The 25,866-nt window shown below is 71.6% G+C and carries 24 protein-coding genes; 4 read left to right on the plus strand and 20 right to left on the minus strand.

The genetic code is table 11. The features are described 5' to 3' along the window. Positions 1-67 precede the first annotated feature (67 nt). Positions 68-2,269, plus strand: coding sequence for an ATP-binding protein (locus OG710_RS03480; RefSeq protein ID WP_330238028.1), 2,202 nt, complete (start codon positions 68-70; stop codon positions 2,267-2,269). Here the strand turns inward: OG710_RS03480 and rpsD are convergent. Further along, the gene (gene rpsD / locus OG710_RS03485) at positions 2,257-2,871 is read right to left on the minus strand and encodes a 30S ribosomal protein S4 (RefSeq protein ID WP_111333917.1); all 615 of its coding nucleotides are present in this window, start codon (positions 2,869-2,871) and stop codon (positions 2,257-2,259) included. The genes OG710_RS03480 and rpsD overlap by 13 nt on opposite strands. A gap of 188 nt (positions 2,872-3,059) precedes the next feature. Here rpsD and OG710_RS03490 point away from each other — a divergent pair, with 188 nt between their 5' ends. Continuing rightward, a complete protein-coding gene (locus OG710_RS03490; protein WP_330238029.1) occupies positions 3,060-3,761 on the plus strand; it encodes a DUF2470 domain-containing protein in 702 nt (233 codons plus the stop codon). Positions 3,762-3,765: 4 nt separating this feature from the next. Here the strand turns inward: OG710_RS03490 and OG710_RS03495 are convergent, their stop codons facing one another. From OG710_RS03495 to OG710_RS03510, 4 genes are all read right to left on the minus strand, one after another. Continuing rightward, positions 3,766-5,142 (minus strand): replication-associated recombination protein A, encoded by a 1,377-nt coding sequence (locus OG710_RS03495; RefSeq protein WP_330238030.1) that lies wholly within the window; start codon positions 5,140-5,142, stop codon positions 3,766-3,768. A gap of 100 nt (positions 5,143-5,242) precedes the next feature. Continuing rightward, a complete protein-coding gene (locus OG710_RS03500; RefSeq protein WP_330238031.1) occupies positions 5,243-5,878 on the minus strand; it encodes a vitamin K epoxide reductase family protein in 636 nt (211 codons plus the stop codon). A gap of 286 nt (positions 5,879-6,164) precedes the next feature. Further along, positions 6,165-7,427: a histidine--tRNA ligase gene (gene hisS, locus OG710_RS03505; protein ID WP_330238032.1), complete on the minus strand. Its 1,263-nt coding sequence runs from the start codon at positions 7,425-7,427 to the stop codon at positions 6,165-6,167. Positions 7,428-7,440: 13 nt separating this feature from the next. After that, on the minus strand, positions 7,441-8,136 hold the full coding sequence (locus OG710_RS03510) for an MBL fold metallo-hydrolase (protein ID WP_330238033.1): 696 nt from the start codon (positions 8,134-8,136) through the stop codon (positions 7,441-7,443). Positions 8,137-8,284: 148 nt separating this feature from the next. Here OG710_RS03510 and OG710_RS03515 point away from each other — a divergent pair, with 148 nt between their 5' ends. Both OG710_RS03515 and OG710_RS03520 read left to right on the plus strand, forming a co-directional pair. Beyond that, a complete protein-coding gene (locus OG710_RS03515) occupies positions 8,285-9,079 on the plus strand; it encodes a peptidylprolyl isomerase (protein ID WP_330238034.1) in 795 nt (264 codons plus the stop codon). A 174-nt stretch (positions 9,080-9,253) separates the two neighbouring features. Further along, positions 9,254-10,483: a DUF349 domain-containing protein gene (locus tag OG710_RS03520; protein ID WP_330238035.1), complete on the plus strand. Its 1,230-nt coding sequence runs from the start codon at positions 9,254-9,256 to the stop codon at positions 10,481-10,483. Positions 10,484-10,557: 74 nt separating this feature from the next. On the opposite strand, the gene OG710_RS03525 is transcribed toward OG710_RS03520, so the two are convergent. The 15 genes from OG710_RS03525 to pgsA all read right to left on the minus strand — a co-directional run bounded on the left by OG710_RS03525 (position 10,558) and on the right by pgsA (position 25,712). Next, positions 10,558-13,107, minus strand: coding sequence for a RelA/SpoT family protein (locus tag OG710_RS03525; protein WP_330238036.1), 2,550 nt, complete (start codon positions 13,105-13,107; stop codon positions 10,558-10,560). 147 nt (positions 13,108-13,254) lie between these two features. After that, positions 13,255-13,806 (minus strand): adenine phosphoribosyltransferase, encoded by a 552-nt coding sequence (locus OG710_RS03530; protein ID WP_330238037.1) that lies wholly within the window; start codon positions 13,804-13,806, stop codon positions 13,255-13,257. Beyond that, the gene (secF, locus tag OG710_RS03535) at positions 13,806-14,912 is read right to left on the minus strand and encodes a protein translocase subunit SecF (RefSeq protein WP_330238038.1); all 1,107 of its coding nucleotides are present in this window, start codon (positions 14,910-14,912) and stop codon (positions 13,806-13,808) included. The genes OG710_RS03530 and secF overlap by 1 nt, the downstream gene beginning before the upstream one ends. Position 14,913: 1 nt before the next feature. Continuing rightward, a complete protein-coding gene (gene secD / locus OG710_RS03540) occupies positions 14,914-16,656 on the minus strand; it encodes a protein translocase subunit SecD (RefSeq protein WP_330238039.1) in 1,743 nt (580 codons plus the stop codon). 146 nt (positions 16,657-16,802) lie between these two features. After that, positions 16,803-17,270, minus strand: coding sequence for a preprotein translocase subunit YajC (yajC, locus tag OG710_RS03545; protein ID WP_111333907.1), 468 nt, complete (start codon positions 17,268-17,270; stop codon positions 16,803-16,805). Between the two features lie 164 nt (positions 17,271-17,434). Continuing rightward, positions 17,435-18,523 carry a Holliday junction branch migration DNA helicase RuvB gene (ruvB, locus tag OG710_RS03550; protein WP_330238040.1) on the minus strand — a complete coding sequence of 363 codons (1,089 nt, stop codon included), beginning with the start codon at positions 18,521-18,523 and terminating at the stop codon, positions 17,435-17,437. Between the two features lie 74 nt (positions 18,524-18,597). Beyond that, the gene (gene ruvA, locus OG710_RS03555) at positions 18,598-19,224 is read right to left on the minus strand and encodes a Holliday junction branch migration protein RuvA (protein ID WP_330238041.1); all 627 of its coding nucleotides are present in this window, start codon (positions 19,222-19,224) and stop codon (positions 18,598-18,600) included. Next, on the minus strand, positions 19,221-19,778 hold the full coding sequence (gene ruvC, locus OG710_RS03560) for a crossover junction endodeoxyribonuclease RuvC (RefSeq protein WP_330238042.1): 558 nt from the start codon (positions 19,776-19,778) through the stop codon (positions 19,221-19,223). The genes ruvA and ruvC overlap by 4 nt, the downstream gene beginning before the upstream one ends. Positions 19,779-19,893: 115 nt before the next feature. Further along, the gene (locus tag OG710_RS03565; RefSeq protein ID WP_111333903.1) at positions 19,894-20,646 is read right to left on the minus strand and encodes a YebC/PmpR family DNA-binding transcriptional regulator; all 753 of its coding nucleotides are present in this window, start codon (positions 20,644-20,646) and stop codon (positions 19,894-19,896) included. A gap of 61 nt (positions 20,647-20,707) precedes the next feature. Then, positions 20,708-21,301 carry a pyridoxal 5'-phosphate synthase glutaminase subunit PdxT gene (pdxT, locus tag OG710_RS03570; protein WP_330238043.1) on the minus strand — a complete coding sequence of 198 codons (594 nt, stop codon included), beginning with the start codon at positions 21,299-21,301 and terminating at the stop codon, positions 20,708-20,710. A 6-nt stretch (positions 21,302-21,307) separates the two neighbouring features. Continuing rightward, positions 21,308-22,228: a pyridoxal 5'-phosphate synthase lyase subunit PdxS gene (gene pdxS / locus OG710_RS03575; protein WP_330238044.1), complete on the minus strand. Its 921-nt coding sequence runs from the start codon at positions 22,226-22,228 to the stop codon at positions 21,308-21,310. A gap of 178 nt (positions 22,229-22,406) precedes the next feature. Next, positions 22,407-22,952, minus strand: coding sequence for a hypothetical protein (locus tag OG710_RS03580; protein WP_111333900.1), 546 nt, complete (start codon positions 22,950-22,952; stop codon positions 22,407-22,409). An 11-nt stretch (positions 22,953-22,963) separates the two neighbouring features. Further along, complete coding sequence (locus OG710_RS03585; protein WP_330238045.1) at positions 22,964-24,121, minus strand: glycosyltransferase family 4 protein; 1,158 nt, start codon at positions 24,119-24,121, stop codon at positions 22,964-22,966. Further along, a complete protein-coding gene (locus OG710_RS03590; RefSeq protein WP_330238046.1) occupies positions 24,118-25,065 on the minus strand; it encodes a phosphatidylinositol mannoside acyltransferase in 948 nt (315 codons plus the stop codon). The genes OG710_RS03585 and OG710_RS03590 overlap by 4 nt, the downstream gene beginning before the upstream one ends. After that, on the minus strand, positions 25,062-25,712 hold the full coding sequence (pgsA, locus tag OG710_RS03595; protein WP_330238047.1) for a phosphatidylinositol phosphate synthase: 651 nt from the start codon (positions 25,710-25,712) through the stop codon (positions 25,062-25,064). Before pgsA ends, OG710_RS03590 begins: the two co-directional genes overlap by 4 nt. Positions 25,713-25,866 lie beyond the last annotated feature (154 nt).

Raw genomic sequence — 25,866 nt, forward strand, 5'->3', positions numbered from 1 at the left:
TCGTGCGGCGGGTGTCCGCGCGACGCGTTTGTACGGAGTGCTTTCAAGCCAGTACTCTGCGTGTTTCATGCGACGCCCTCAGCGCCCCTCTTCGCCCACCGGTGATTCCGGTGCCCCGGCCGCCTGCGACGACACCGCCGCGCACCCGTGTCCGGGCAATCTCCCCGCCGAGCTGAACGGCTTCGTGGGCCGCGAGAGCGAGCTGGCCGCGCTGGCGCGGTCGCTGGAGGAGTCCCGGCTGGTGACGGTCACCGGGATGGGCGGCGTCGGCAAGACCCGGCTGGTCACCCGCGCCGCCGCACTTCTGGAGAAACGGTACTGCGACGGTGTCTGGCTGGTGGAGCTGTCCGCCGTGCGCGATGCCGGGCTGCTGGAACACGCCGTGGCCGGGGCGCTGGGGCTGACCGACCAGACCGCCCGGCCGCCCCGCGCGGCGCTCGTCGAGCACTGCGCCGGCCGCGGCCTCCTGCTGGTCCTGGACGGTTTCGAACATCTGGTGGACGAGTGCGCCGCGCTGGTACGGGAGCTGCTGCGGCGCGCCCCCCGGCTGCGGGTGCTCGCGGCGGGCCGGCTGCCGCTGGAGCTGCCGGGCGAGAGCGTCCATCCGCTCGCCACGATGACCGACGAGGACGCGCTGCGGCTGTTCGCCGAGCGGGCCGCCGGGGTGTGCCCGGACTTCCGGCTGACCGACCGCAGCCGGGGCCCGGCCCGCGAGCTGTGCCGCAGGCTGGACGGGATTCCGCTGGCCCTGGAGCTGGCGGCCGGGCGGCTGCGGGCGCTGTCCACCGAGCAGGTTCTGCAACGGCTCGACGACCGCTTCCGGCTGCTGACCGGCGGCGGCCGGGGCGCCCTCGACCGGCACCAGACGCTGCGTACGGCGATCGGCTGGAGCCATGAGCTGTGCTCCCCGCCGCAGCGGATGCTGTGGGCCCGGCTCTCGGTCTTCGCCGGGCAGTTCGACCTGGAGGCCGTCGAGTACGTGTGCAGCGGCCCCGAGCTGCCCGCCGACTCGGTGCTGGACGTGCTCTCCGGGCTGCTCGCCCAATCCGTGGTGCTGCGCGAGGACTCCCCCGTCGGCACCCGCTACCGGATGCTGGACACCGTCCGCGAGTACGGGGCGGAGTGGCTGGCCGCCACCGGGGACGCCGACCGGCTGCGCCGCAGGCACCGCGACTGGTTCCTGGGGCTGGCCACCTGGTGCGAGCTGGACTGGTTCAGCCCCCGGCAGGCGGAGGTGGCGGCGCGGGTGGAGAGCGAGCTGCCCAATCTGCGCCGGGCCATGGAGTGCTCGCTGGAGAGTCCGCAGGAGGCGCACCTCGCCCAGTACCTGGCGGGCACGCTGTGGTTCCTGTGGGTGGGCTGCGGGCGGTTGTCCGAGGGCCGGCACTGGCTGGACCACGTACTGGAGGAGGACACCCCGTACGACGCCTCGCGGCTCAAGGCCCTGTGGGTGCTCGGCCATGTCGCGGTCGTCCAGGGCGATCCGGTGGCCGCGATCTCCGCGCTGACGGAGTGCCGGGAGGAGGCCGAGGCGGCGGGCGACGCCGCGGCCGCCGCGTACGCCGTGCACCGCACCGGGTGCCTGGCGCTGGTCACCGACGACATGGAGCGCGCGCGGGATCTGCTGGGCGACGCGCTCGCCCGCTACCGGGAGCTGGGCGAGCTGAACAGCAACGTCCTGATGGCGCAGGTCGAGCTCGCCATGGCCACCGGCTTCCTCGGCGACACCGAGCGGGCCGCGGCGATCTGCGAGGAGGTCCGGGACATCTGCGAGGACCACGGCGAGCGGTGGGCCCTGAGCTACGCGCTGTACGTGCTGGCCTACGCCGCCCTGGAGCGGGGGCGTCCGGAGCGGGCCCGGCGGCTGCTGGACGAGTCGCTGTCGATCAGCCACACGTTCCACGACCTGCTCGGCACCGTACTGGCCGTCGAACTGCTGGCGCTCGTCACGGTGACCGAGGGCGACGCGGCGGAGGCGGCACTGCTCCAGGGGGCCGCCGACCGGATCTGGCCGTCCGTGGGGCTGCCGCTGTTCGGTTCGGCGCACTACGGGGCGCCCCGGGCGCGCTGCGAAGAGCTGGCCCTGCGGGAGCTGGGCGGGGCGCGGTACGCCGCGGAGCTGGGCGCGGGCCGGGAGCTGGGGCCGGACGCGGCGGTGGCGCGGGCGCTGGCGGGGCGGAACGCGAAGGCCCGCCGCCTCCCGGAGTGCCGGGAAGGGGCGGGCCTGAGCGCCGGTGAAGAGCGACTGCGCCTGGATCAGCGGGCGTAGTACTCGACGACGAGCTGCTCGTCGCAGATCACGGGGATTTCCTTGCGGTTCGGGTCCCGGTCAAGGCGGAAGGCCAGGGCCTTCAGGTTCACCTGCAGGTAGCGCGGGGTCTCGCCGTCCGTGGCGTAACCACCCTCGCGGGCCACCTGGAAGGGGTGCTTCTCGCGGCTGCGCTCGCGGACCATGACGATGTCGTCCGGGCGGACGCGGAACGACGGCTTGTCGACCTTGCCACCGTTGACCTCGATGTGGCCGTGGACGACCATCTGGCGGGCCTGGTAGATGGTCCGGGCGATGCCCGAACGCAGGACCAGCGCGTCGAGACGGCGCTCGAGCTCGACGACGAGCGCCTCGCCCGTCTTGCCCTCGGCCTTCTTGGCGCGGTCGTAGGCACGCGCCATCTGGCGCTCGCTGATGTCGTACTGCGCACGCAGACGCTGCTTCTCGAGCAGACGGACCTTGTAGTCCGAGTTCTGCTTGCGGCCGCGGCCGTGCTCGCCCGGCGGGTAGGGGCGGGCCTCGAAGTACTTGACCGCCTTCGGCGTCAGCGCGATGCCGAGCGCGCGGCTCTTCTTGACCTTGGGACGCGACTGATTAGGCACGTTCTCCAGACCTCCGTTGTAGGTTAGGTTAGGCTCACCTTACTCAAGGAGATCGCATGTCTCGCCCTGGGAACACCACACACGTCACGGACAGCACAGACAGCATCGACGCGCCTGAAGGCGTCGAGATGACGGAGGACCGATCAGATCGTGGTCAGCCGCGTCCCAGCGGGCTTGAAATCACACGGATGCCGTCAGCAGCCGAGCGCACACGAACTCTCGTACAGAGTACCTGCTCCGCGGTGCTGCTCGTTCCCGGCCTCGAATCCGCGGGCTCGGACCAGCTCATGCCGCTGTCCCGTGGCGTGGGCCCGGACGGCGATCTGTTCCTGGAGTTCCCCGAGGTCTCCCCGGTCGTACGCGCCGCCGCGCACGCCCAGGACGACGAGCTGCCGGCCGTGCTGGAGATCACGGACGTCGCCCCGGTCTCCGTACCCCACCGCGTCCGGGGCCGGGCCCGGATCGCCGGCCGGCTGACCGCCGTGCCCGGCATGGCGGGTCCCGGCCGGATGCTGCTGCGGCTGGAGACGGGCGAGGCGTACGTCGACGACCTGTGGGGGACGGAGTCCGTGACGGCGGAGGACTTCCGCGACGCCTCCCCCGACCCGCTCGCCGCCCATGAGGCGGACCTCCTCCAGCATCTGCACGCGGCGCACCCGGAGGAGCTGGCGGCGCTGAGCGGGCTGCTCGGCAGCCGGGCCTCGTGCACCTGCGCCGCGCACCGGCCGGCCGTGGTGCCGCTGGCGCTGGACCGGCTCGGGCTGCGGGTGCGCGTGGTCGAGCGGGACGGCGGCTGCTTCGACGCGCGCTTCGAGTTCCCGGAGCCGGTGCGGGACGTGACCGGACTCAGCCACGCGATGCACACCCTCTTCGCCGCGGCCGCGCGCTGATCGGTCAGGCCTGGTCCGCGCCGTCCTCGGCGGGGGTGCGGCCGAGGCGCTCCCTGACCCGGTCCACCACGTCCGCGTACCGCGCCTCGGCGCCGTAGCGCGTGGGGCGGTAGTACCGCCTGTCGCCCACCGCGTCCGGCGCGTACCGCTGGGCGGCGATCCCGCCGGGCACGTCGTGCGGGTAGACGTAGCCCTGGGCGTGGCCCAGCTTGGCGGCGCCCTTGTAGTGGCCGTCGCGCAGATGGGCCGGGACCGGGCCGGCCAGCCCCTTGCGGACGTCCTCGCGGGCGGCCGAGATCGCCAGCGTGGCCGCGTTGGACTTGGGGGCGAGGGCCAGGGCGATGGTGGCGTGGCTGAGGGTGAGCGCCGCCTCGGGGAAGCCGATCAGGGCCACCGCCTGGGCCGCGGCGACGGCGGTGGGCAGCGCCGTGGGGTCGGCGAGGCCGATGTCCTCGCTGGCCGAGATCATCAGCCGCCGGGCGATGAACCGGGGGTCCTCGCCCGCCTCGATCATGCGGGCCAGGTAGTGCAGGGCGGCGTCCACGTCGGAGCCCCGGATGGACTTGATCAGCGCGCTCGCCACGTCGTAGTGCTGGTCGCCGTCCCGGTCGTACTTCACGGCGGCGCGGTCGACGGTCTCCTCCAGGGTGAGGAGCGTGATCGCCTCCTCCTGCTTGGCGAGCGCCGCTCCGGCGGCGGCCTCCAGGGCGGTCAGCGCCCGGCGCGCGTCGCCCCCGGCAATGCGCAGCAGGTGTTCCTCCGCGTCCTCGGGGAGCGTCACCGCGCCGCCGAGACCGCGCTCGTCGGTGAGGGCGCGGCGCAGCAGGCCGCGCAGGTCGTCGTCGGTCAGGGGCTCCAGCGTGAGCAGCAGCGAGCGCGAGAGCAGCGGGGAGATGACGGAGAAGTACGGGTTCTCGGTGGTGGCGGCGATCAGGGTGACCCAGCGGTTCTCCACGGCGGGCAGCAGGGAGTCCTGCTGGGCCTTGGAGAAGCGGTGGATCTCGTCCAGGAAGAGGACGGTCTCCTTGCCGTAGCCGCCGGCGGCGCGGCGGGCGCCGTCGATCACGGCGCGGACCTCCTTGACGCCCGCGGTGATCGCGGAGAGCTCGACGAACCGCTTGTTCGTCGCCTTGCTGACCACGTACGCGAGGGTGGTCTTGCCGATGCCGGGCGGGCCCCAGAGGATCACCGACGAGGGGCCGGCCGGTCCCCCGCTGCCCTCGCCCACCAGGCGGCGCAGCGGCGAGCCCGGCTTGAGCAGGTGCTGCTGGCCCACGACCTCGTCGAGCGTGCGCGGACGCATCCGGACAGCGAGGGGGCTGCTGGACGGGTCCTTCTCCTGGCGGTCTTCGGCGGCTGCGGTAAAGAGGTCGGGCTCCACGTCGTGAAGCCTAAGCCACCGCACTGACAGTGCCCCCGGACCGGTGGTCCGGGGGCACTGTCAGTGCGGTGGCGGGCGCCGGTCGGACGCGGCGCGCCGGTCAGCTGGTCCAGAAGTCCCACCAGCGGGTCAGGATCAGCATGCCGATGATGCCGATCCACAGCACCGGGAGCACCCAGTGGAACTCGCTGAGGCCGTTGCGCAGCCAGGCGGGCGCGGGGATGATCCCCTCGCGGATGTTGTGCGTGGTGACGTAGCAGAACATGAAGATGGTGGCGACCCAGGCCAGGCAGCACCACAGGCACAGCGAGTTGATGTTGTACAGCGACTGGTACTGGAGCCAGGTGCAGAAGCCGACGCCGAACAGCGTGCCCGCGTTGATCCCGAGCCAGTACCAGCCGCGGAAGCGGGCGCCGGCGAGCAGGGCCAGGCCGATGCCGATGATCACCGGGTAGGTGACCATGCCCAGCCAGGGGTTGGGGAAGCCGAAGGCGGACGCCTGCTCGCTCTTCATGATGTTGCCGCAGGCCACCACGGGGTTGAGGCTGCAGCCGGGGATGAAGGAGGGGTCCTCCATCATCTTGAGCTTGTCGAGCGTGATGACCCAGGCGGCGAGCGTTCCGGCGGCACCCGTGATCACCAGCAGGACGGCCAGCGCACGGCTGCCGCCGAAGGTGCGCGTCCCGCCGCTCTCGTCCTGGTCGGAGGAGGGATGGTCAACCGCTGCAGTCGTCATATCGCCGTTTCCGTCACTGAGTAGCCTGCTGGGGCAGGGTCATTGTGCCGTACGGCCCGACCGCTCTTCCGTTCGATGCGGATAAAGGTGTGCGCACTTCCGCGGGCGGCTGCGGGAACGGGAGGCCGGTCGCGCGGCCTTGACGAGGGAGATCGTCTTCCCGGCGGGCGCTCCGCGAGCGTCACCGTGCGCGGGGACGGAATCACCGTGCGGGATGAATCCGCACTCACCGCGTTGACGCGGGGGTTCCGGGGGCGGAGCGGTCGCCCGCCCCCGGAACCCTGTCTCAGCCGAGTCGCGCGCGGACCGCCGCCACGACGTCGGACACCGGGACGGGGGTCTGCTCGCCGGACTCCATGTCCTTGAGCTGGACGTGGCCCTCGGCCAGGTCGCGCTCGCCGGCCACGATCGTGAACCGGGCGCCGGAGCGGTTGGCGCTCTTCATCGCGCCCTTGAGCCCCCGCCCGCCGTACGCGAAGTCCGCGGCGACGCCCTCCCGGCGCAGCTGGTTGACGACGCCGAACAGGACCCGGCGCGCCTCCTCGCCGAGCGGGACGGCGAAGACGCTGGTGGTGGCGGGCAGTTCCAGCTCGATGCCCTCGGCCTCCAGGGCGAGGACCGTGCGGTCCACGCCGAGCGCCCAGCCGACCGACGGGAGCGCCGGGCCGCCGATCATCTCGGAGAGCCCGTCGTAGCGGCCGCCGCCGCCCACCGCCGACTGGGAGCCGAGGCCGTCGTGGACGAACTCGAACGTGGTGCGCGTGTAGTAGTCGAGGCCGCGGACGAGCTTCTCGTCGTCCTCGTACACGACCCCCGCCTCGTTGAGCAGGTCGCGGACCTCCTCGTGGTACGCCTTGCAGGCGTCGCACAGGAAGTCGCGCAGCGCGGGTGCGCCGGCCAGCTGCGCGCGCACCTCGGGGCGCTTGTCGTCGAGGACGCGCAGCGGGTTGATCTCGATGCGCCGGCGGGTCTCCTCGTCCAGGTCGAGTTCGCGCAGGAAGCCCTGGAGCGCGTCGCGGTAGACGGGGCGGCACTCCTTGTCGCCCAGCGAGTTCAGCAGGATGCGGAACTCGCGCAGGCCCAGCGCGCGGTACGCCTGGTCGGCCAGGATGATCAGCTCGGCGTCGAGCGCCGGGTCCTCGGCGCCGATGGCCTCGGCCCCGACCTGCGAGAAGTGGCGGTAGCGGCCCTTCTGCGGGCGCTCGTAGCGGTAGTACGAGCCGGAGTACCAGAGCTTGACCGGCAGGTTGCCGAGCTTGTGGAGGTTGGCCTCCAGCGCGGCGCGCAGCACGGACGCGGTGCCCTCGGGGCGCAGGGCGAGCTGGGAGCCGCCCTTCGTGGTGAGGGTGTACATCTCCTTGGTGACGATGTCGGTGGACTCGCCGACGCCTCGGGAGAAGAGGGCCACGTCCTCGAAGCCGGGTGTCTCGATGTAGCCGTAGCCGGAGTTCTTCAGCGGGGCGGCGATCGCCTCCCGCACCGCGAGGTACTTCGCGGAGTCCGGCGGGGTCAGGTCGTAGGTGCCCTTGGGGGCCTTGAAGGTGCTCACGATTCCGCTCTCGTCACATTCCTCGCCGGGGCGCGTCCGCACCGCTCATACCGGTCAGGTACGGGTTGGTGGCGCGCTCGCGGCCGATGGTCGTCTGGGGGCCGTGGCCGGACAGCACCACCGTCGAGTCGTCGAGCGGCAGGCACACGCGGGCCAGCGACTCGAGGAGCTCGGCGTGGTCGCCGCCGGGCAGGTCGGTGCGTCCGACGGAGCCGGCGAAGAGCAGGTCGCCCGAGAAGAGGACCTGGGGGACCTCCGGGGTCTCGGGCATCCTGAACGTCACCGACCCCTTGGTATGGCCGGGCGCGTGGGAGACGCCGAACTCCATGCCCGCGAGCGCCAGCCGGGCCCCGTCGGTCAGCTCCCGGACGTCGTCGGGCTCCCCGACCGTCAGCTCGCCCATGAGCGGCATCCCGATGGAGCGGCCGAGGGCCTTCTCCGGGTCGCTCATCATGTAGCGGTCCCGGGGGTGGATCCAGGCGGGGACGTCGTGCGCGCCGCACACCGGGACGACCGAGGCGACGTGGTCGATGTGGCCGTGGGTGAGGACGACGGCGACGGGCTTGAGCCGATGCTTTCTCAGCGCCTCCTCGACGCCCTCGGCGGCCCGGTGGCCGGGGTCGATGATCACGCACTCCTCGCCCGCGGCGGGGGCGACCAGGTAACAGTTGGTCCCCCAGGCCCCGGCGGGGAACCCGGCAATCAGCACGATCGTCCTTAATGGTCGTCCAACGGGAGCGGCGGCGACCTGGGTCACAGCAGTTCAGAGCCTACCGGCGCTCCTCATTCCACAGCTAACCCATATACCGTACGGGGCAACCCAGGCCCGATCACACGACGTACAAGGAGAACACCCGGTGGTCAGCAGCGATCAGCGGCGGCGGCAGCTCGCCAGGGAGAAGTACGAGCGGCAGCAGCAGCGCCGGGAGGAGGCCCGCCGCAGGTCACGGCGGCTGATCCTCTCGATCACCTCGGCGGTGGCCGTGGTGGCGGTCATCGGCGGCGCGACGTACTTCGCCACCCGCGGGGACGACGACAAGGACAAGACGGACGCGGCGGCGAGCCAGAGCCCGTCCGCCGAGGCCTCGCCCTCCCCCACCGAGGAGGCGAAGCCGGAGCCGGCCATGAAGATCGACAAGAAGGCCGAGTACACGATGTCGCTCAGCACGAGCCAGGGCGACATCGCGTTCACCATGGACGCGTCGAAGACCCCGCACACGACGAACTCCTTCAAGGCGCTGGCCGACAAGAAGTTCTTCGACGGGACGAAGTGCCACCGGCTGACCACCGAGAACATCTTCGTGCTGCAGTGCGGCGACCCCAAGGGCGACGGCACCGGCGGTCCGGGCTACACGATCCCCGACGAGAACCTGACCGCGCTGGGCAAGGCGGCCGACGACGGCAGGGTCACGTACCCGGCGGGCACGGTGGCGATGGCCAACACCGGCCAGCCGCACACCGGCGGCAGCCAGTTCTTCCTCGTCTACAAGGACAGCAAGCTGCCGCCCACGTACACGCCGTTCGGCACGATGGACGAGAAGTCGCTGAAGATCGTCGAGGCCGTCGGCAAGGCCGGTGCGGAGGGCGGTGCCCCGGACGGTGCGCCGAAGAAGGCCGTGAACATTTCGAAGCTGACCGTCGACAAGGTGTGATTTCCGCGGCGGGCCGCCGTCGCGGCCTAATAAATCCGGCCGCGCTGAGTGCGGACAGCCGGGCGGCCCGTCGCCTAGATTGACGTCGTGCAGGGCGGGCGCTGCCCGCCCCAGGAAACTGTGGACGATGCCAGGGGGGTGATCCCCTCGCGGGCATCAGGTGGAGGAGGCGCTGTGAGCAGCGACCCGTGGGGCCGTGTCGACGAGACGGGCACCGTGTACGTGCGTACAGCCGAGGGCGAGCAGGTCGTCGGATCGTGGCAGGCCGGTTCACCGGAGGAGGCACTGGCCTACTTCGAGCGCAAGTACGAGGGCATTGTGGTCGAGATCGGCCTCCTCGAACGGCGGGTGAAGAACACCGATCTGTCCGCGAAGGACGCGACGACCGCCATCGAGCACCTGCGCACCCAGGTCGACGAGCACCACGCCGTCGGCGACCTGGACGCGCTGCGCAAGCGGCTGGACGCGCTCGTCGCGACGGTCGAGTCCCGGCGCGAGGAGCGCAGGGCGCAGAAGGCCAAGCAGGCCGACGAGGCGCGGGGCGCCAAGGAGGCGCTGGTCGCCGAGGCCGAGGAGCTGGCGGCCAGCGAGCAGTGGCGTTCGGCGGGCGAGCGGCTGCGCGCCCTGGTGGACACGTGGAAGGGCCTGCCCAGGCTCGACCGCAAGTCCGACGACGAGCTGTGGCACCGCTTCTCGCACGCCCGCTCGGCGTTCTCCAAGCGCCGCAAGGCCCACTTCGCCTCGCTGGACGCCCAGCGCGAGGAGGCCCGCAAGGTCAAGGAGCGGCTGGTCGCCGAGGCCGAGGCGCTCTCCGGGTCCACGGACTGGGGGACGACGGCCGCCCGCTACCGCGACCTGATGACGCAGTGGAAGGCCGCCGGCCGCGCCCAGCGCGAGGCCGAGGACGACCTGTGGAACCGTTTCCGCGGTGCCCAGGACGTCTTCTTCGCGGCCCGCGGCGAGGTCTTCGCGGAGCGGGACGCGGAGCAGGGCGAGAACCTCAAGCTCAAGGAGGAGCTCGCCGCCGAGGCCGAGAAGCTGGTGCCGGTGACGGACCTGAAGGCGGCCAGGGCCACGTTCCGGGGCCTCAACGAGCGCTGGGAGGCCATCGGCCACGTACCGCGTGACGCCCGTCCGAAGGTCGAGGGGCGGATGCAGGCGGTGGAGCGGGCGCTCCAGGAGGCCGAGGAGGCCGAGTGGCGCCGGACCAACCCGGAGGCGCGCGCCCGTGCCGCCGGGCTGACCGGCCAGCTCCAGGCCGCCGTGGACAAGCTGCGCGGTCAGATCGACACGGCCCGTGCCTCGGGCAACAACGCCCGTGCCGACAAGCTGGCCCGTGAGCTGGAGGGCCGGCAGGCGCTGCTGGACCAGGCGCTCAAGGGCCTGGAGGAGTTCGGCGGCTGATCCCGGCCGCCCCCGCAAGGAGAGGGCCCCTTCCCACGCTCGTGTGGGAAGGGGCCCTCTCCTCGTACGCGGGGCTACGGGCGGCGTGCCGAGGTCACCCGGTAGACGTCGTACACGCCCTCCACGCCCCGTACGGCCTTCAGGACGTGACCGAGGTGCTTGGGGTCGCCCATCTCGAAGGTGAAGCGCGAGGTGGCCACCCGGTCGCGTGAGGTCTGCACGGCGGCGGACAGGATGTTGACGTGCTGGTCGGACAGGACCCGGGTGACGTCCGACAGCAGCCGGGAGCGGTCCAGGGCCTCGACCTGGATGGCCACCAGGAAGACGGAGGACTGGGTGGGCGCCCACTCGACCTCCAGAATCCGTTCCGGCTGCTGCGAGAGCGAGTCGACGTTGACGCAGTCGGCGCGGTGCACGGAGACACCGCTGCCGCGGGTGACGAAGCCGATGATGGGGTCGCCCGGCACCGGGGTGCAGCAGCGGGCGAGCTTGACCCACACGTCCTCGACGCCCTTGACGACGACGCCCGGGTCGGCGTTGGAGCGGCGCTTGTTGCGGCTGCGCGAGGGTGGGGTGCTCTCCTCCAGGTCCTCGTTGGCCGCGTCCTCGCCGCCGAGGGCCTGGACCAGCTTCTGCACCACGCCGGCGGCGGCGACATGGCCCTCGCCGATCGCGGCGTACAGCGAGGAGATGTCGGGGTAGCGCATCTCGTGCGCCAGGGTCACCAGCGAGTCGCCGGTCAGGATGCGCTGGATCGGCAGGTTCTGCTTGCGCATGGCCCGCGCGATGGCGTCCTTGCCCTGCTCGATCGCCTCGTCCCGGCGCTCCTTGGAGAACCAGGCGCGGATCTTGTTGCGGGCGCGCGGCGACTTGACGAAGCCCAGCCAGTCGCGGGAGGGCCCGGCACCGGCCGCCTTCGATGTGAAGACCTCCACCAGGTCGCCGTTGTCCAGCGTGGACTCCAGCGGCACCAGGCGGCCGTTGACGCGTGCTCCTATCGTCCGGTGGCCGACCTCCGTGTGGACGGCGTACGCGAAGTCGACCGGGGTGGCCCCGGCCGGAAGCGCTATGACGTCGCCCTTGGGCGTGAAGACGAAGACCTCGTTGCGCGAGAGGTCGAAGCGCAGCGACTCCAGGAACTCGCTGGGGTCCTCGGTCTCCTTCTGCCAGTCCAGGAGCTGGCGCAGCCACGCCATGTCGTTGACGGTGTCCTGGCCGCGCCCGGTGTTCTTGGGGACGTCGGTGCGTACCTTGGAGGCGCCCGCGACGGCCTCCTGCTTGTACTTCCAGTGCGCGGCGATGCCGTACTCGGCGCGGCGGTGCATGTCGAAGGTGCGGATCTGCAGTTCGACGGGCTTGCCGCTGGGGCCGATCACCGTGGTGTGCAGCGACTGGTACATGTTGAACTTGGGCATCGCGATGTAGTCCTTGAACCGGCCGGGGACCGGGTTCCACCGCGCGTGGACGGTGCCGAGCGCGGCGTAGCAGTCGCGGACGGTGTCGACCAGGACCCGGATGCCCACCAGGTCGTAGATCTCGGCGAAGTCGCGGCCCCGCACGATCATCTTCTGGTACACGCTGTAGTAGTGCTTCGGCCGTCCGGTGACGGTGGCCTTGATGCGGGCGGCGCGCAGGTCGGCCTGGACCTCGTCGGTGACGACGGCGAGGTATTCGTCGCGCTTGGGGGCGCGTTCGGCCACCAGCCGCACGATCTCGTCGTACATCTTGGGGTAGAGGATCGCGAAGGCGAGGTCCTCCAGCTCCCATTTGATGGTGTTCATGCCCAGGCGGTGGGCGAGCGGAGCGTAGATCTCCAGCGTCTCGCGGGCCTTCTTCTCCTGCTTCTCGCGCTTGAGGTAGCGCATGGTGCGCATGTTGTGCAGCCGGTCGGCGAGCTTGATGACCAGGACGCGCGGGTCCTTGGCCATGGCGACGACCATCTTGCGCACGGTCTCGGCCTGGGCGGCCTCGCCGAACTTGACCTTGTCGAGCTTGGTGACGCCGTCCACGAGCAGGGCGACCTGGTCGCCGAAGTCGCGGCGCAGGGTGTCCAGGCCGTACTCGGTGTCCTCGACGGTGTCGTGCAGCAGCCCGGCCATCAGGGTCGCCGGGTCCATGCCCAGCTCGGCGAGGATCGTGGTGACGGCGAGCGGGTGCGTGATGTACGGGTCGCCGCTCTTGCGCTTCTGGCCGCGGTGCCAGCGCTCGGCGACCTGGTAGGCGCGTTCGATCTGGCGCAGCGTGGCCGTCTCGGTCTTGGCATCGTTGCCGCGGACGATGCGCAGCAGCGGTTCGAGGACCGGGTTGTACGGGCTGGAGCGCTGCACGCCGAGGCGGGCGAGCCGGGCCCGGACGCGGTTGGACGAGCCGCCGGAGCGGGACGCCTGGCCTGCGGCGGACCCGGTGGGCTTGGCGGGTGGCTTGGGCGCGGTCGGCGCGGGTGCGGCCGGCTGGGCGGGGGAAGCGGGCGCGGGTCCGTTGGCCTCGGCGGGCGCCGGGCCCGTGCCGGGCTGGGGCGCCGGGGGCTTCGGCTTCTCCGCGGGCTGCTGCTTCGCGGGCGTGACGGGGGCCGCCGCGGGCTTGTCGGGCTGCGGGGCGGCGGCTGGCTGGGCCTCGTCTGGCAAGAGCGCTCCTCGTGCGATCCGGACACCCGGAAAGGCCATCGTAACGACCCGGTGGCCGGTCCTCCCCCGGGGACGGGGAGAGCTCGTGGAACGCCGACGGGCACCCGGTTGTTCCCGGGTGCCCGTCGGGTGTGGTCCCGCCGCTTGTCAGACGGTGATCAGGGCCTCCAGCGGGGCCCCGCCCAGGCGGTCGGCGAGGCGGGCGCGGCCGTCCAGGAAGCCCAGCTCCATCAGGACGGCGACCCCGGCGACCTGGGCGCCGGCCCGGCGGATGAGCTCCAGGGAGGCTTCGGCGGTGCCTCCGGTGGCCAGGACGTCGTCGATGACCATGATCCGGTCGTCGGCGGACAGGTCCTCCGCGTGGATCTCGATCTCGGCGGTGCCGTACTCCAGCTCGTACGCCTGGCTGAGCGTGGCACCCGGCAGCTTCCCGGCCTTGCGGACCGGTACGAAGCCGAGCCCTGCCCGGACCGCGACGGGCGCGGCCAGGATGAAGCCGCGGGCCTCCAGGCCGACGATCTTCGTGGCGCCGTGCCGCAGGCACAGCTCCGCGAGGGTGTCGGTCAGCGCCGTGAACGCGACCGGGTCCGCGAGCAGCGGGGTGATGTCCTTGAACATCACGCCCGGCTTGGGGTAGTCCGCCACGTCACGGATGCGGCTGAGCAGGAGGTCCCTGGTGGTCTCGGTGGTGCTGGTCATCAGCGCTTCCCCGGAGTCCGGCCGTGGCCCCGGCGGGGCTGACGGCGTTGGCCGACGACCGCACCGGCGGGTGCGGCCTCGTCGTCGAGGGTCCCGTCCTCGCCGGGCTCCTCCGTCTCGTTGGCCTCGCCCTTGGCGGCGGCTGCCGCGCGCTTGGCGAGGACCCGCTTCTTGAGGGCCTTCATCTGCGGCTCGCGCTCCTTGAGGTCCGCGACCAGCGGGGTCGCGATGAAGATCGAGGAGTACGCACCGGCCGCGAGGCCGACGAAGAGGGCCAGTGAGATGTCGTTCAGCATGCCGGCGCCGAGCACACCGCCACCGATGAACAGCAGGCCGGCGACCGGCAGCAGGGCGACGACCGTGGTGTTGATCGAGCGGACCAGCGTGCTGTTGATCGAGAGGTTGGCGACGTCGCTGTACGTGTACCGGGTCTGCCGGGTGATCCCGTGCGTGCCCTCCTTGAGGCTGTCGAAGACGACGACCGTGTCGTAGAGGGAGTAACCGAGGATGGTGAGCAGACCGATCACGGTGCCCGGCGTGACCTCGAAGCCGACCAGGGCGTAGACACCGACCGTGATGGTGATGTCGTGGATCAGCGCGACGAGGGCCGCGACGGCCATCCGCCACTCGAAGGCGATCGCCAGGTAGATGACGACCAGCAGCATGAAGATGCCGAGGCCGGTCCACGCCTTGTTGGCGATCTGCTCGCCCCAGCTGGGGCCGACGAGGTCCGCGGCGATCTTCGCGCGCGGGACGCCGAGGTCGGCGGCGAGCTTGTCCTGGATCTCGTCGGACTTCTGGGTGTCGACCTCGGTGATCTGGACGCGCAGACCGCCGTTGCCCAGCTTCTGGACGATGGCCTGGTGGCCGGAGGCCTCCGTGGCCAGGTCCTCCGCCTCGGCGACGGAGACGCTCGTCTTCGGGGTGGTGAAGACGGCACCGCCCTTGAACTCGATGCCCATGTTCAGGCCGCTGACCACGAGGCCGAGGACGGCCGTGATGGTGATCAGGACGGAGACGCCGTACCAGATCTTGCGCTTGCCGATGAAGTCGTAGCCGACCTCGCCTCGATAGAGGCGGGCGCCGAGATTCCCGAGTCGCGACATCTCACGCCTCCTTCGGTTCGGTGGGGGCGTTGACGCGGCGGGAGCGGCGCAGCGGCGGCTTGGCCCCGAGGCGCTTCGGGTCCAGACCGGACCACGGGTGGCCGCTGGCGAAGAACTTCTTCCGGGCCATCAGCGTCAGCAGCGGCTTGGTGAAGAGGAAGACCACGACGATGTCGAGCAGCGTGGTGAGCCCCAGCGTGAACGCGAAGCCCTGGACCTTGCCGACGGTGACGACGAAGAGCACGGCGGCGGCGAGGAACGACACGAAGTCGGAGACCAGGATGGTGCGGCGGGCGCGCGGCCAGCCCCGCTCGACGGCCGGCCTCAGCGTGCGGCCTTCGCGGATCTCGTCTCTCACGCGTTCGAAGTACACGATGAAGGAGTCCGCGGTGATACCGATCGCCACGATGGCTCCACAGACGGCGGGCAGGTTCAGCGCGAAGCCGATGCCGGGGCCGAGGAGCGACATGATCGTGTAGCTGAGGATGCCGGAGACCAGGAGGCTGAGGAGGGCGATGAACGCGAGTCCTCGGTAGTAGGCCACCAGGTAGATCACCACGAGCGCGAGGCCGATGGCACCGGCGATGAGCCCGGCCCTCAGCTGCTCGCCGCCGAGTGCGGCGGTGACGGTGGTGACGCTCTGCTCCTTGAAGGAGAGCGGGAGGGCGCCGTAGGAGAGGACGTTGGCCAGTTCCTCGGCGGATTCCTGGTTGAAGCTGCCGGAGATCTCGGCGCTGCCGCTCAGCGTCTCGTTGACGCGGGGGGCCGAGACGACCTCGCCGTCGAGGGCGATGGCGAACTGGTTCTGGGGCTCCTGCTGGGCGGAGAGCTTCTTGGTGATCGTCTGGAACTGCTTGGAGCCCTTGTCGGAGAACTCCATCTGCACGATCCACATGCCGCGCTGCTGGTCGAAGTTGGCACGGGCGCTGTCGACCTCGGTGCCGGAGACCTCGGCCGGGCCGAGCACGTACTTGATGTCGCCCTCGGAGCTGCAGGCGACGACCGTGTCCTCGGCCTTGCCGCCTCGGGCGGCCTTGGAGCGCGATTCCTTGGTGGAGCAGTCCAGCGCCTCGAACTGCTTCTGCAGCTTCGCGGCGGCGGCCTCGTCCTCGGCGGACGCGGACTGGCTGGCCTTCGGGGTCGGGGAGGCGTCGGCCTTCAGGGCGCCGGTGACGGCGCGGCCCTGGGCGGTGGCGGAGGCGGACGGCTCGGTCGAGGAGCCGGCATGCTCACCCTCCTCGCCGTCCGAGGCCTCTTCCGATGCTGATGCCTTGGGTGATGGTGGCGCGCTGGCCTTGCCCGAGGGTGAGGCGCTGGGTGCCGGGGTGGGCGTTCCCTGGGCGATCGTCAGCACGGGCCGGAAGTAGAGCTTGGCCGTGGTGCCGACCTGCTTCCGGGCCTGGGCGGAGTTCGTGCCCTTGGGGATGTTGACGATGATGTTCTTGCTGCCCTGGGTCTGGACCTCGGCCTCACTGACCCCAAGACCGTTGACACGGCGGTTCATGATCTCGACCGCGGTGTCCATGTTGGTCTTGTTGATCGCCGATTCCTGGCCCGGCTCGGCCTTGGCCTCCAGCGTGATGGACGTGCCGCCCGCCAGGTCGATGCCGAGTCTCGGCGTCGGCTGGTGGGCCAGGAACATCCCGCCCGTCAGCGCGACCATGGCGATCAGGATCAGCGCCAGGGATCGCCCTGGCTTCCCCTGTCCACCGGCCGCGCCTCGGCCTTTCTTCGGTGCTGCCACCTTGTCGTTTCTCCCTGTCCAACCGCCCCGCGCCGGGTACGCGCCCGAGCGGCCACGAAGTTTAGTGGGGGCCCGCCCCCTCGAAAAAGCGCACGGACCGGGGGTGGCCGGATGCCATCGGCACCCGGCCGCCCCGTGTCGGTGCGCTACTTCGAGCCGGTCTCGCCGTCGCCCTTGCCCTCGGCCTTGTCGTCGGCCTCGGCCCCGGCCTCGTCGCCCTCGTCCGAGTCGGTCTTCTTGACCAGGTCGGTCTTGGCGTCGTCGGTGTCGGGACCGGTGAGCGAGGAGGCGTCGTCCGGCACGATCGCGCCGTCGACGTCGAGCTCGGGCTCGTCGCCGTGGACGATGCGGTTGTACTCCGCGTCGTCGAGAACGGCGCCGATGGCGTTCTTGGCGTAAACGGCGTGGACGCCGGGAGCAACCTCGAGGAGGACCGTGTCGGCGTGCAGCTCCTTGACGGTGGCGTACATCCCCCCGATCGTGCGGACGCCGGTACCGGGCTGCATTTCGTCGCGCATCGCCGCAGCCGCCGCCTGCTTCTTCTTGGCGGACCGCGTCATCAGGAACATGGCCCCGATGAGCACGATGAGGGGGAGGAGAGTCAGGGGATTCACGGGACGAGTTTCCTTCGCACGACCGCGATGGAGAGCGGCCTGTTCTTCGGGGGTGGGCACACCGCCCCCAAGGGGCGGCATCGGCGGAGTCTAAGCGAGTCCGTATCGATGGAACAACGCCCAGCATGGCACCGTGGTTCCGCTCCCGGTCAACCTGTGACGCATCACGCCCCGAACAGGCCCTGTTGTCCCGTTACGCCGTTCTGTGGCTGGACCATTCCCAGGTGGGCCCAGGCAGCGGGGGTGGCGACCCGTCCGCGCGGGGTCCTGGCCAGCAGCCCTTCGCGGACGAGGAAGGGCTCGGCGACCTCCTCGACGGTCTCCCGCTCCTCCCCGACGGCGACCGCCAGGGTGGACAGGCCGACCGGACCGCCGCCGAACAGCTTGAGCAGGGCGCCCAGCACCGCCCGGTCCAGCCGGTCCAGGCCGCGGGCGTCGACCTCGTACACCCCGAGGGCCGCCGCCGCGGTCTCCCGGTCGATCCGGCCGTCGGCCTTGACCTGGGCGTAGTCCCGTACGCGGCGCAGCAGCCGGTTGGCGATGCGGGGCGTGCCGCGGGAGCGGCCGGCGATCTCGGCGGCGCCGGCGGCGTCCGTCTCGACGTCGAGCAGGCGGGCGGAGCGGTGGATCACGCGTTCCAGCTCGGCGGGGGTGTAGAACTCCATGTGGCCGGTGAAGCCGAAGCGGTCGCGCAGCGGGGGCGGCAGCAGCCCGGCCCGGGTGGTGGCTCCGACCAGGGTGAAGGGGGGCAGCTCCAACGGGATCGCGGTGGCGCCGGGGCCCTTGCCGACGATGACGTCGACCCGGAAGTCCTCCATGGCCATGTACAGCATCTCCTCGGCGGGCCGGGACATGCGGTGGATCTCGTCCAGGAAGAGGACCTCGCCCTCCTGGAGCGAGGAGAGGATCGCCGCGAGGTCTCCGGCGTGCTGGATGGCGGGGCCGGAGGTGATGCGGATCGGGGCGTTCATCTCGGCCGCGATGATCATGGAGAGGGTGGTCTTGCCGAGGCCGGGGGCGCCGGAGAGCAGCACGTGGTCGGCGGTGGCGCCGCGGGCGCGGGCGGCCTTGAGGACGAGGTCGAGCTGTTCGCGCACCTTCTCCTGGCCGACGAACTCGTCGAGGTCCTTGGGGCGCAGCGCCGCCTCGACCGCGGTGTCGTCGCCGTCGGCTCCGGCGTCGACCAGCCGCTCGTCGGCCGGCCGTTCGTCGAAGCGTTCGTCCATGCCGGCGTCGGTGTCGTCCCAGTTCATCTCGTCTGTCCGCCTCGGATGTATCGGTGTCCCGGCCGGGGTGGCCGGCGGGGCGTAGCAGGGGCCCGCGCGCTTCAGCGTGCCCGGTTGAGGGTCTGCAGGGCGGCGCGCAGGAGCTGCGGCACGGGGGCCGGGCCGCCTGCGGCCAGGGCTTCCTCGGCCTGCGGGGCGACGGCGGCGACGGCTTCGTCCGCCTCGCGGGTGGCGTAGCCGAGGCCGATGAGCGCGGCCTGGAGCTGGTCGCGCCAGGAGGCGGAGACGGCGGCGCCGATGCCCTGGCCGGGGGCGTGGCCGCCGACGGGTTCGCCGAGCCGGTCCTTCAGTTCGAGCAGGAGTTTCTGGGCACCCTTCTTGCCGATGCCGGAGACCGCGGTGAGGGCCTTCTCGTCGCCGGTGGCGACGGCGAGGCGCAGGGCGTCGGGTGTGTGGGTGGCGAGCATGGCCTGGGCGAGGCGGGGGCCGACGCCGCTGGCGGTCTGCAGGAGTTCGAAGACCTGTCGTTCGTCGTCGTCGGCGAAGCCGTAGAGCGTCAGCGAGTCCTCGCGGACGACGAGGGAGGTGGCGAGTCTGGCCTGTTGGCCGACGCGCAGGTCGGCCAGGGTGTTGGGCGCGCACTGGACGGCCATGCCGATGCCGCCGACCTCGATGACGGCCGTGGTCGGGGCGAGCGCGGCGACGGGGCCGCTGACGAAGGCGATCATCGGGGGACCTTCCGGACGGGAACGGCGGTGGTGCGCGAGGTGCGGGCGGCCGCCGCGTGCGCCTGCTGGAGGCGGTTGAGGGCGGGGGCGCGCCAGATGTGGCAGATGGCGAGCGCCAGGGCGTCGGCGGCGTCGGCCGGTTTCGGCGGGGCGTCCAGCCGCAGGAGCCGGGTGACCATGGCTCCGACCTGGGCCTTGTCGGCGCGTCCGCTGCCGGAGACGGCGGCCTTGACCTCGCTGGGGGTGTGCAGGGCGACGGGGAGGCCGCGCCGGGCCGCGCAGAGCATGGCGATGGCACTGGCCTGGGCGGTGCCCATCACCGTACGGACGTTGTGCTGGGCGAAGACGCGCTCGACGGCGACGCAGTCGGGGCGGTGTTCGTCGAGCCACTCCTCGATGCCGCGTTCGACGGCCACCAGACGGTCGCCCAGCTCCGCGTCGGCCGGGGTGCGGACGACGCCCACGCCGCGCATGGTCAGGGGCCGTCCGGCGACGCCTTCGACGACGCCGACGCCGCACCTGGTCAGACCCGGGTCCACGCCGAGCACCCGCACGGTCCGCCCCTCCCTGCCGATCGGTCAACTGTTCCAGCAGGCTATCGGTCACCACCGACAACGCGACGGGCCGACGGGGTGTGTCCCCCGCCGGCCCGCTCGCGACAGGCGTGGCTCAGGCGTCCACCTTGGCCATGACCTCGTCGCTGACGTCGAAGTTGGCGAAGACGTTCTGCACGTCGTCGCTGTCCTCCAGCGCGTCGATCAGCTTGAAGATCTTGCGGGCGCCCTCCTCGTCGAGGTCGACCTGCATGGTGGGCAGGAAGTTGGCCTCGGCCGAGTCGTAGTCGATGCCCTCCTGCTGGAGCGCGGTACGGACCGCGACCAGGTCGGTGGCCTCGCTGACGACCTCGTAGGTGTCGCCCAGGTCGTTGACCTCCTCGGCGCCCGCTTCGAGGACGGCACCGAGCACGTCGTCCTCCGTCAGCTCGCCCTTGGGGACGATGACGACGCCCTTGCGGTTGAAGAGGTACGAGACGGAGCCGGGGTCGGCCATCGAGCCGCCGTTGCGCGTCATGGCGACGCGTACGTCGGACGCGGCACGGTTGCGGTTGTCGGTGAGGCACTCGATGAGCACCGCGACACCGTTGGGTCCGTAACCCTCGTACATGATCGTCTGGTAGTCGACGCCACCGGCCTCGAGACCGCCACCGCGCTTGACCGCGGAGTCGATGTTCTTGTTCGGGACCGAACTCTTCTTCGCCTTCTGGATCGCGTCCACGAGGGTCGGGTTGCCCTCGGGGTCCACACCACCGGTGCGGGCCGCGACCTCGATGTTCTTGATCAGCTTCGCGAAGAGCTTGCCGCGCTTGGCGTCAATCACGGCCTTCTTGTGCTTCGTCGTAGCCCATTTAGAGTGGCCGGACATCTGCCTTCTCCTTCGCGTCACCAAATTCCGTACGAACCCGAGAGATCCTACCGGGATCGAGTCACCCGGCCGCGCGCACCATCTCGGTGAAGTACGCGTGGAGCCGGTGATCGCCGGTCAGTTCCGGGTGGAAGGACGTGGCGAGCGCGTTGTCCTGCCGTACGGCCACGATGTGTCCGCCGTGCTCGGCGACGACCTTCGCGCGGGCGCCCACGGACTCGACCCAGGGGGCCCGGATGAAGACGCCCTCCACCGGTCCGCCGTCGATCCCGGCGACCTCGACGGCCGCCTCGAAGGACTCGTTCTGCCGCCCGAAAGCGTTACGGCGCACGATCATGTCGATGCCGCCGAGCGTCTCCTGGCCCGCGCGGGGGTCGAGGATCTTGTCGGCGAGCAAAATCATCCCGGCGCAGGTGCCGTAGACGGGCATGCCGGCCGCGATCCGCTCGCGCAGGGGCTCCAGCAGGCCGAACAGGGCGGCCAGCTTGGACATGGTGGTGGACTCGCCGCCGGGCAGGACCAGGCCGTCGACCTCCGCCAGTTCCTCGGGACGCCGGACCGGCCTGGCCAGGGCATTCGCCGAGGCCAGGGCGATCAGGTGTTCCCGGACGTCGCCCTGGAGGGCCAGGACGCCGATCACAGGGGTTTCGCTCATCGCTGCTTACCAGCCGCGGTTCGCGTAGCGCTCGGCCTCGGGCAGCGTGTCGCAGTTGATGCCGACCATGGCCTCGCCCAGGTTGCGGGAGGCGTCCGCGATGATCTTCGGGTCGTCGAAGAAGGTGGTGGCCTTCACGATGGCGGCGGCGCGCTTGGCCGGGTCGCCGGACTTGAAGATGCCGGAGCCGACGAAGACGCCCTCGGCCCCGAGCTGCCGCATCAGCGCCGCGTCCGCCGGGGTGGCGACGCCGCCCGCGGAGAACAGCACGACGGGCAGCTTGCCCAGCTCGGCGACCTCCTTGACCAGCTCGTAGGGGGCGCGCAGCTCCTTGGCGGCGGCGTACAGCTCGTTGTTGTCGTAGCCGCGCAGCCGGGCGATCTCGTTCTTGATCTGGCGCAGGTGGCGGACGGCCTCGACGACGTTGCCGGTGCCGGCCTCGCCCTTGGAGCGGATCATGGCCGCGCCCTCGGCGATCCGGCGCAGCGCCTCGCCCAGGTTGGTGGCACCGCAGACGAACGGGGTGGTGAAGGCGAACTTGTCGCTGTGGTTGACCTCGTCGGCCGGGGTGAGGACCTCGGACTCGTCGATGTAGTCGACGCCGAGGGACTGGAGCACCTGCGCCTCGACGAAGTGCCCGATGCGGGACTTGGCCATCACCGGGATGGACACCGCCTCGATGATCTCCTCGATCATGTTCGGGTCGGACATCCGGGCCACGCCGCCGTCCTTGCGGATGTCGGCCGGCACCCGCTCCAGGGCCATGACGGCCACGGCGCCCGCGTCCTCGGCGATCTTCGCCTGCTCGGCGTTGACGACGTCCATGATCACGCCGCCCTTGAGCTGCTCGGCCATGCCGCGCTTGACGCGCGCGGTGCCGGTGGCCGGGGTGTCGGCGGACTGCGGGGTGCTGGGGAGTGTGGACACGGATCGACCTCACTGTGGGGAAGCGGATGCGGGGACGCCCAAGGGCGCACACCCGAGCAAACGCCCCACGACCAGTCCACAGCAAGGGCCAATGGGTGGCCGGTGGCTCGTTTTGCCCCGGCCCCCGTGCGCACGGACCGAGCCACCGCCCGTCGGCTGCCGGACCGGGCCCCCTCTGTCAGCTGCCGGGGCGGTCCGCCAGGGCCACCGGCGGCTCGTCGTCCATTTCGAAGGCCAGCGGGAACGGGGCGTGCCCGGCGAGCCGGAACCAGCGCACCGTGCGGTGGCGGCGCAGCGCCCGCGCCGCCCGGACCGCGTCGTTGTGGAACCGGCGCGCCATCGGCACCCGGCGCACCGCGGCCGCCAGCTCGGACGCCGCCTCCTGGCCGCCGGGGATCTCCCGTACCGCCTCCACCTGCTCGCTCTCGCCGAACACCGCGCGCAGGGCGGCGCTCAACTCGCTCTCGGCGACCTCCCGCTGCTCCTGGGGCGACTGCCGGGCGGCGTGCGCGGCCTCGTACAGCACGATCGAGGAGGCCGGGTCGAGCACCCCGGAGGTGGCGAGTTCCTGGGTGACCGAGGCCCGGCGCAGCAGTTGCGCGTCGAGGGCGGCGCGGGCCGCGTCGATCCGGGTGTGCAGCCGGTCGAGGCGGCCGGCGGTCCAGCTGAGGTACAGGCCGATCGCGACGAGGACGACGACGGCCCAGATGAGGGTTGCGGTCACGGGCCGAAAGGCTACCGGGCGGGCCCGAACCGGCCGCGCAGTCCGGTGCGCTCGTCCGCCGCGACCGAGGCGGCGCCGTCCGTCACCGTCTCGTACACGGCGAGGATGTCCGCCCCGACCGTCGACCAGTCGAAGCGCCGCACATGGGCGCTGCCCCGCTCGCGCAGTCCGGCGCGCCGCTCCGGGTCGCCCAGCAGCCGGATCGCCGCCCCGGCCAGCGCGTCGGCGTCCTCGTTGGCGAACAGTTCGCCCGCCGCGCCCTGGTCCAGCACCTGGGCGAAGGCGTCCAGGTCGCTGGCGAGGACCGGCGCGCCCGCCGACATGGCCTCGACCAGGATGATGCCGAAGCTCTCGCCCCCGGTGTTGGGCGCCACGTACAGGTCGACGCTGCGCAGCAGCCGCGCCTTGTCCTCGTCGCTCACCATGCCCAGGAACTCCACGCGCGAGCGCATCTCCTTCGGCAGCGAGGCGACGGCCTCCTCCTCGTCGCCCCGGCCGGCCACCAGCAGTCTGGTCTCCGGGCGGGCGGCCAGGATGGCGGGCAGGGCCCGCATCAGGACGGGCAGCCCCTTGCGCGGCTCGTCGATGCGCCCGATGAAGCCGATGGTGCCGCCCTGCCACTCGGGCCGGGGCTCGGCCCTCGCGAAGAAGTCGACGTCCACACCGTTCGGGATGACGACGGCGTCCCCGCCGAGGTGCTCGACGAGGGTCCGGCGGGCATACTCGCTGACCGCGATCCGCGCGCTGATCTTCTCCAGCGCGGCCTGCAGGATGGCGTACGCGGCGATCATCGCGCGGGAGCGCGGGTTGGACGTGTGGAACGTGGCGACGATCGGCCCCTGGGCCGCCCAGCAGGTCAGCAGGCCCAGCGACGGCGAGGTCGGCTCATGGATGTGGACGACGTCGAACGTGCCCTCGTGCAGCCAGCGCCGCACCCGCGCCGCCGACAGGAAGCCGAAGTTCAGCCGGGCCACGGAACCGTTGTAGCGCACGGGCACGGCCCGGCCGGCGGAGACCACGTACGGCGGCAGCGGCGTCTCGTCGTCGGCGGGCGCCAGCACGGACACCTCGTGGCCGAGCCGGATGAGGTGTTCGGCCAGGTCCCGGATGTGGAACTGCACACCGCCCGGTACGTCCCAGGAGTACGGGCAGACGATGCCGATCTTCACGTCGTGTCTCCGCTCCGGTCTCCGCGGGGTTCGAGGTCGGCGATCCACAGCCGTTGCAGCATGTGCCAGTCCTCCGGGTGCTCGGCGATGCCCAGGGCGAACGCGTCGGCCAGCGCCTGGGTCATCCGGGACGTCCGCGCGGCCCGGTCACCCGCGTCGGGCACCTCGACGGGCGGATGGATACGGGCCTTCATCACCGGCGTGTCGTCGTACGAGAGCGTCACCGGCAGCAGCAGCGCGCCGGTCTGCTGAGCGAGCAGCGCGGGGCCGGCCGGCATCCGGGCCGTGTCGCCGAAGAACGACACCTCCACCCCGGACGAGGACAGATCGCGGTCGGCTACCAGACAGACCAGGCCGCCCGACCGCAGCCGCCGGGCCAGCGTCCCGAACGCGGCGCCGCCGGTGTGCGGCAGCACCTCCATGCCCAGGCCCTCGCGGTAGGCGACGAACCGGTCGTACAGCGACTCGGGCTTCAGCCGCTCGGCGACCGTGGTGAACGGCACCTTCAGGTCCGTGGTCACCCACGCCCCGGCCAGGTCCCAGTTGCCCAGGTGCGGCAGGGCGAGGATCACCCCGCGCCCGGAGTCGAGGCCGTCCGTCAGCCGGTGGGCGTCCGTCACGTCGATGGACGCCTTGATCCGCTCCGGACTCCAGGTGGGCAGCCGGAACGACTCCATCCAGTAGCGCATGTACGAGCGCATGCCCGCGCGCGAAAGGGCCGCCAGCCGCGCCGCGTCGGCGTCCGGCACGACCCTGGCGAGGTTGGACTCCAGCCGCAGCACGCTCTTGCCGCGCCGCCGCCACACCTGGTCGGCGAGGGTACGGAACAGGGCCCGCGCCACCGGTTCGGGCAGCGTCTTGACCGCCGCCCAGCCCAGCCCGTACAGCCCGTCGCTCAGCCGTTCCCGCACGCCCGGCCGCGCGTCCGGGCCGGGGCCGCTCACCGCCCGGCCGCGTCGGCCGCGTCCGCCTCGGCGGACTCGCGGCGCACGGTGACGACGCGCTGGATCAGCGTCACCAGGCTGCCGACGGCGACGATCCACAGCGCGATCGGCAGCAGCACCTGGATGCCCGGCACGCCGAACTTGTGCAGCCCCGCGAAACCGGCTGCCACCAGCGAGATCACCAGGCGCTCGGCGCGCTCCACGAGCCCGTTGACCGCCACTGGCAGACCGATCGACTCGCCGCGCGCCTTGGTGTACGAGACCACCTGGCCGCTGGCGAGGCAGAAGATCGCCACCGCGCACAGGATGTTGTCGTCGCCGCTGCCCGCGTACCAGAGGGCGAAGCCGCCGAAGATGGCCCCGTCCGCGACCCGGTCGAGCGTGGAGTCCAGGAACGCCCCCCAGCGGCTGGAGATCCCGGCCTGGCGCGCCATGTTCCCGTCCACGAGGTCCGAGAACACGAAGATCGTGATGACGATCGTGCCCCAGAAGAACTCCCCCATCGGGAAGAAGACCAGCGCACCGGCCATCACCCCGGCCGTACCGATCAGGGTGACGGCGTCAGGGCTCACGCCGAGGCGGAGGAGCAGTGCGGCGAACGGCGTGAGAACACGCGTGAAAAAGGCACGCGCGTACTTGTTCAGCATGGCCTTCCCGAGGGTCGGTGGGCCGTGTGACCCCGACGGCCACCGGCAGGAGGGCGCTGCAGGCCCTGAACCGGCCGGGGCTGTCAGCGCCCTCCGCGCCCATCGTAGTCACGGCCGACCCCCCGTATCGTCCGGGCACCCCGGCGCGGGGAGC

The sequence above is a fragment of the Streptomyces sp. NBC_00525 genome (genome assembly GCF_036346595.1).
GTDB lineage: Bacteria > Actinomycetota > Actinomycetes > Streptomycetales > Streptomycetaceae > Streptomyces.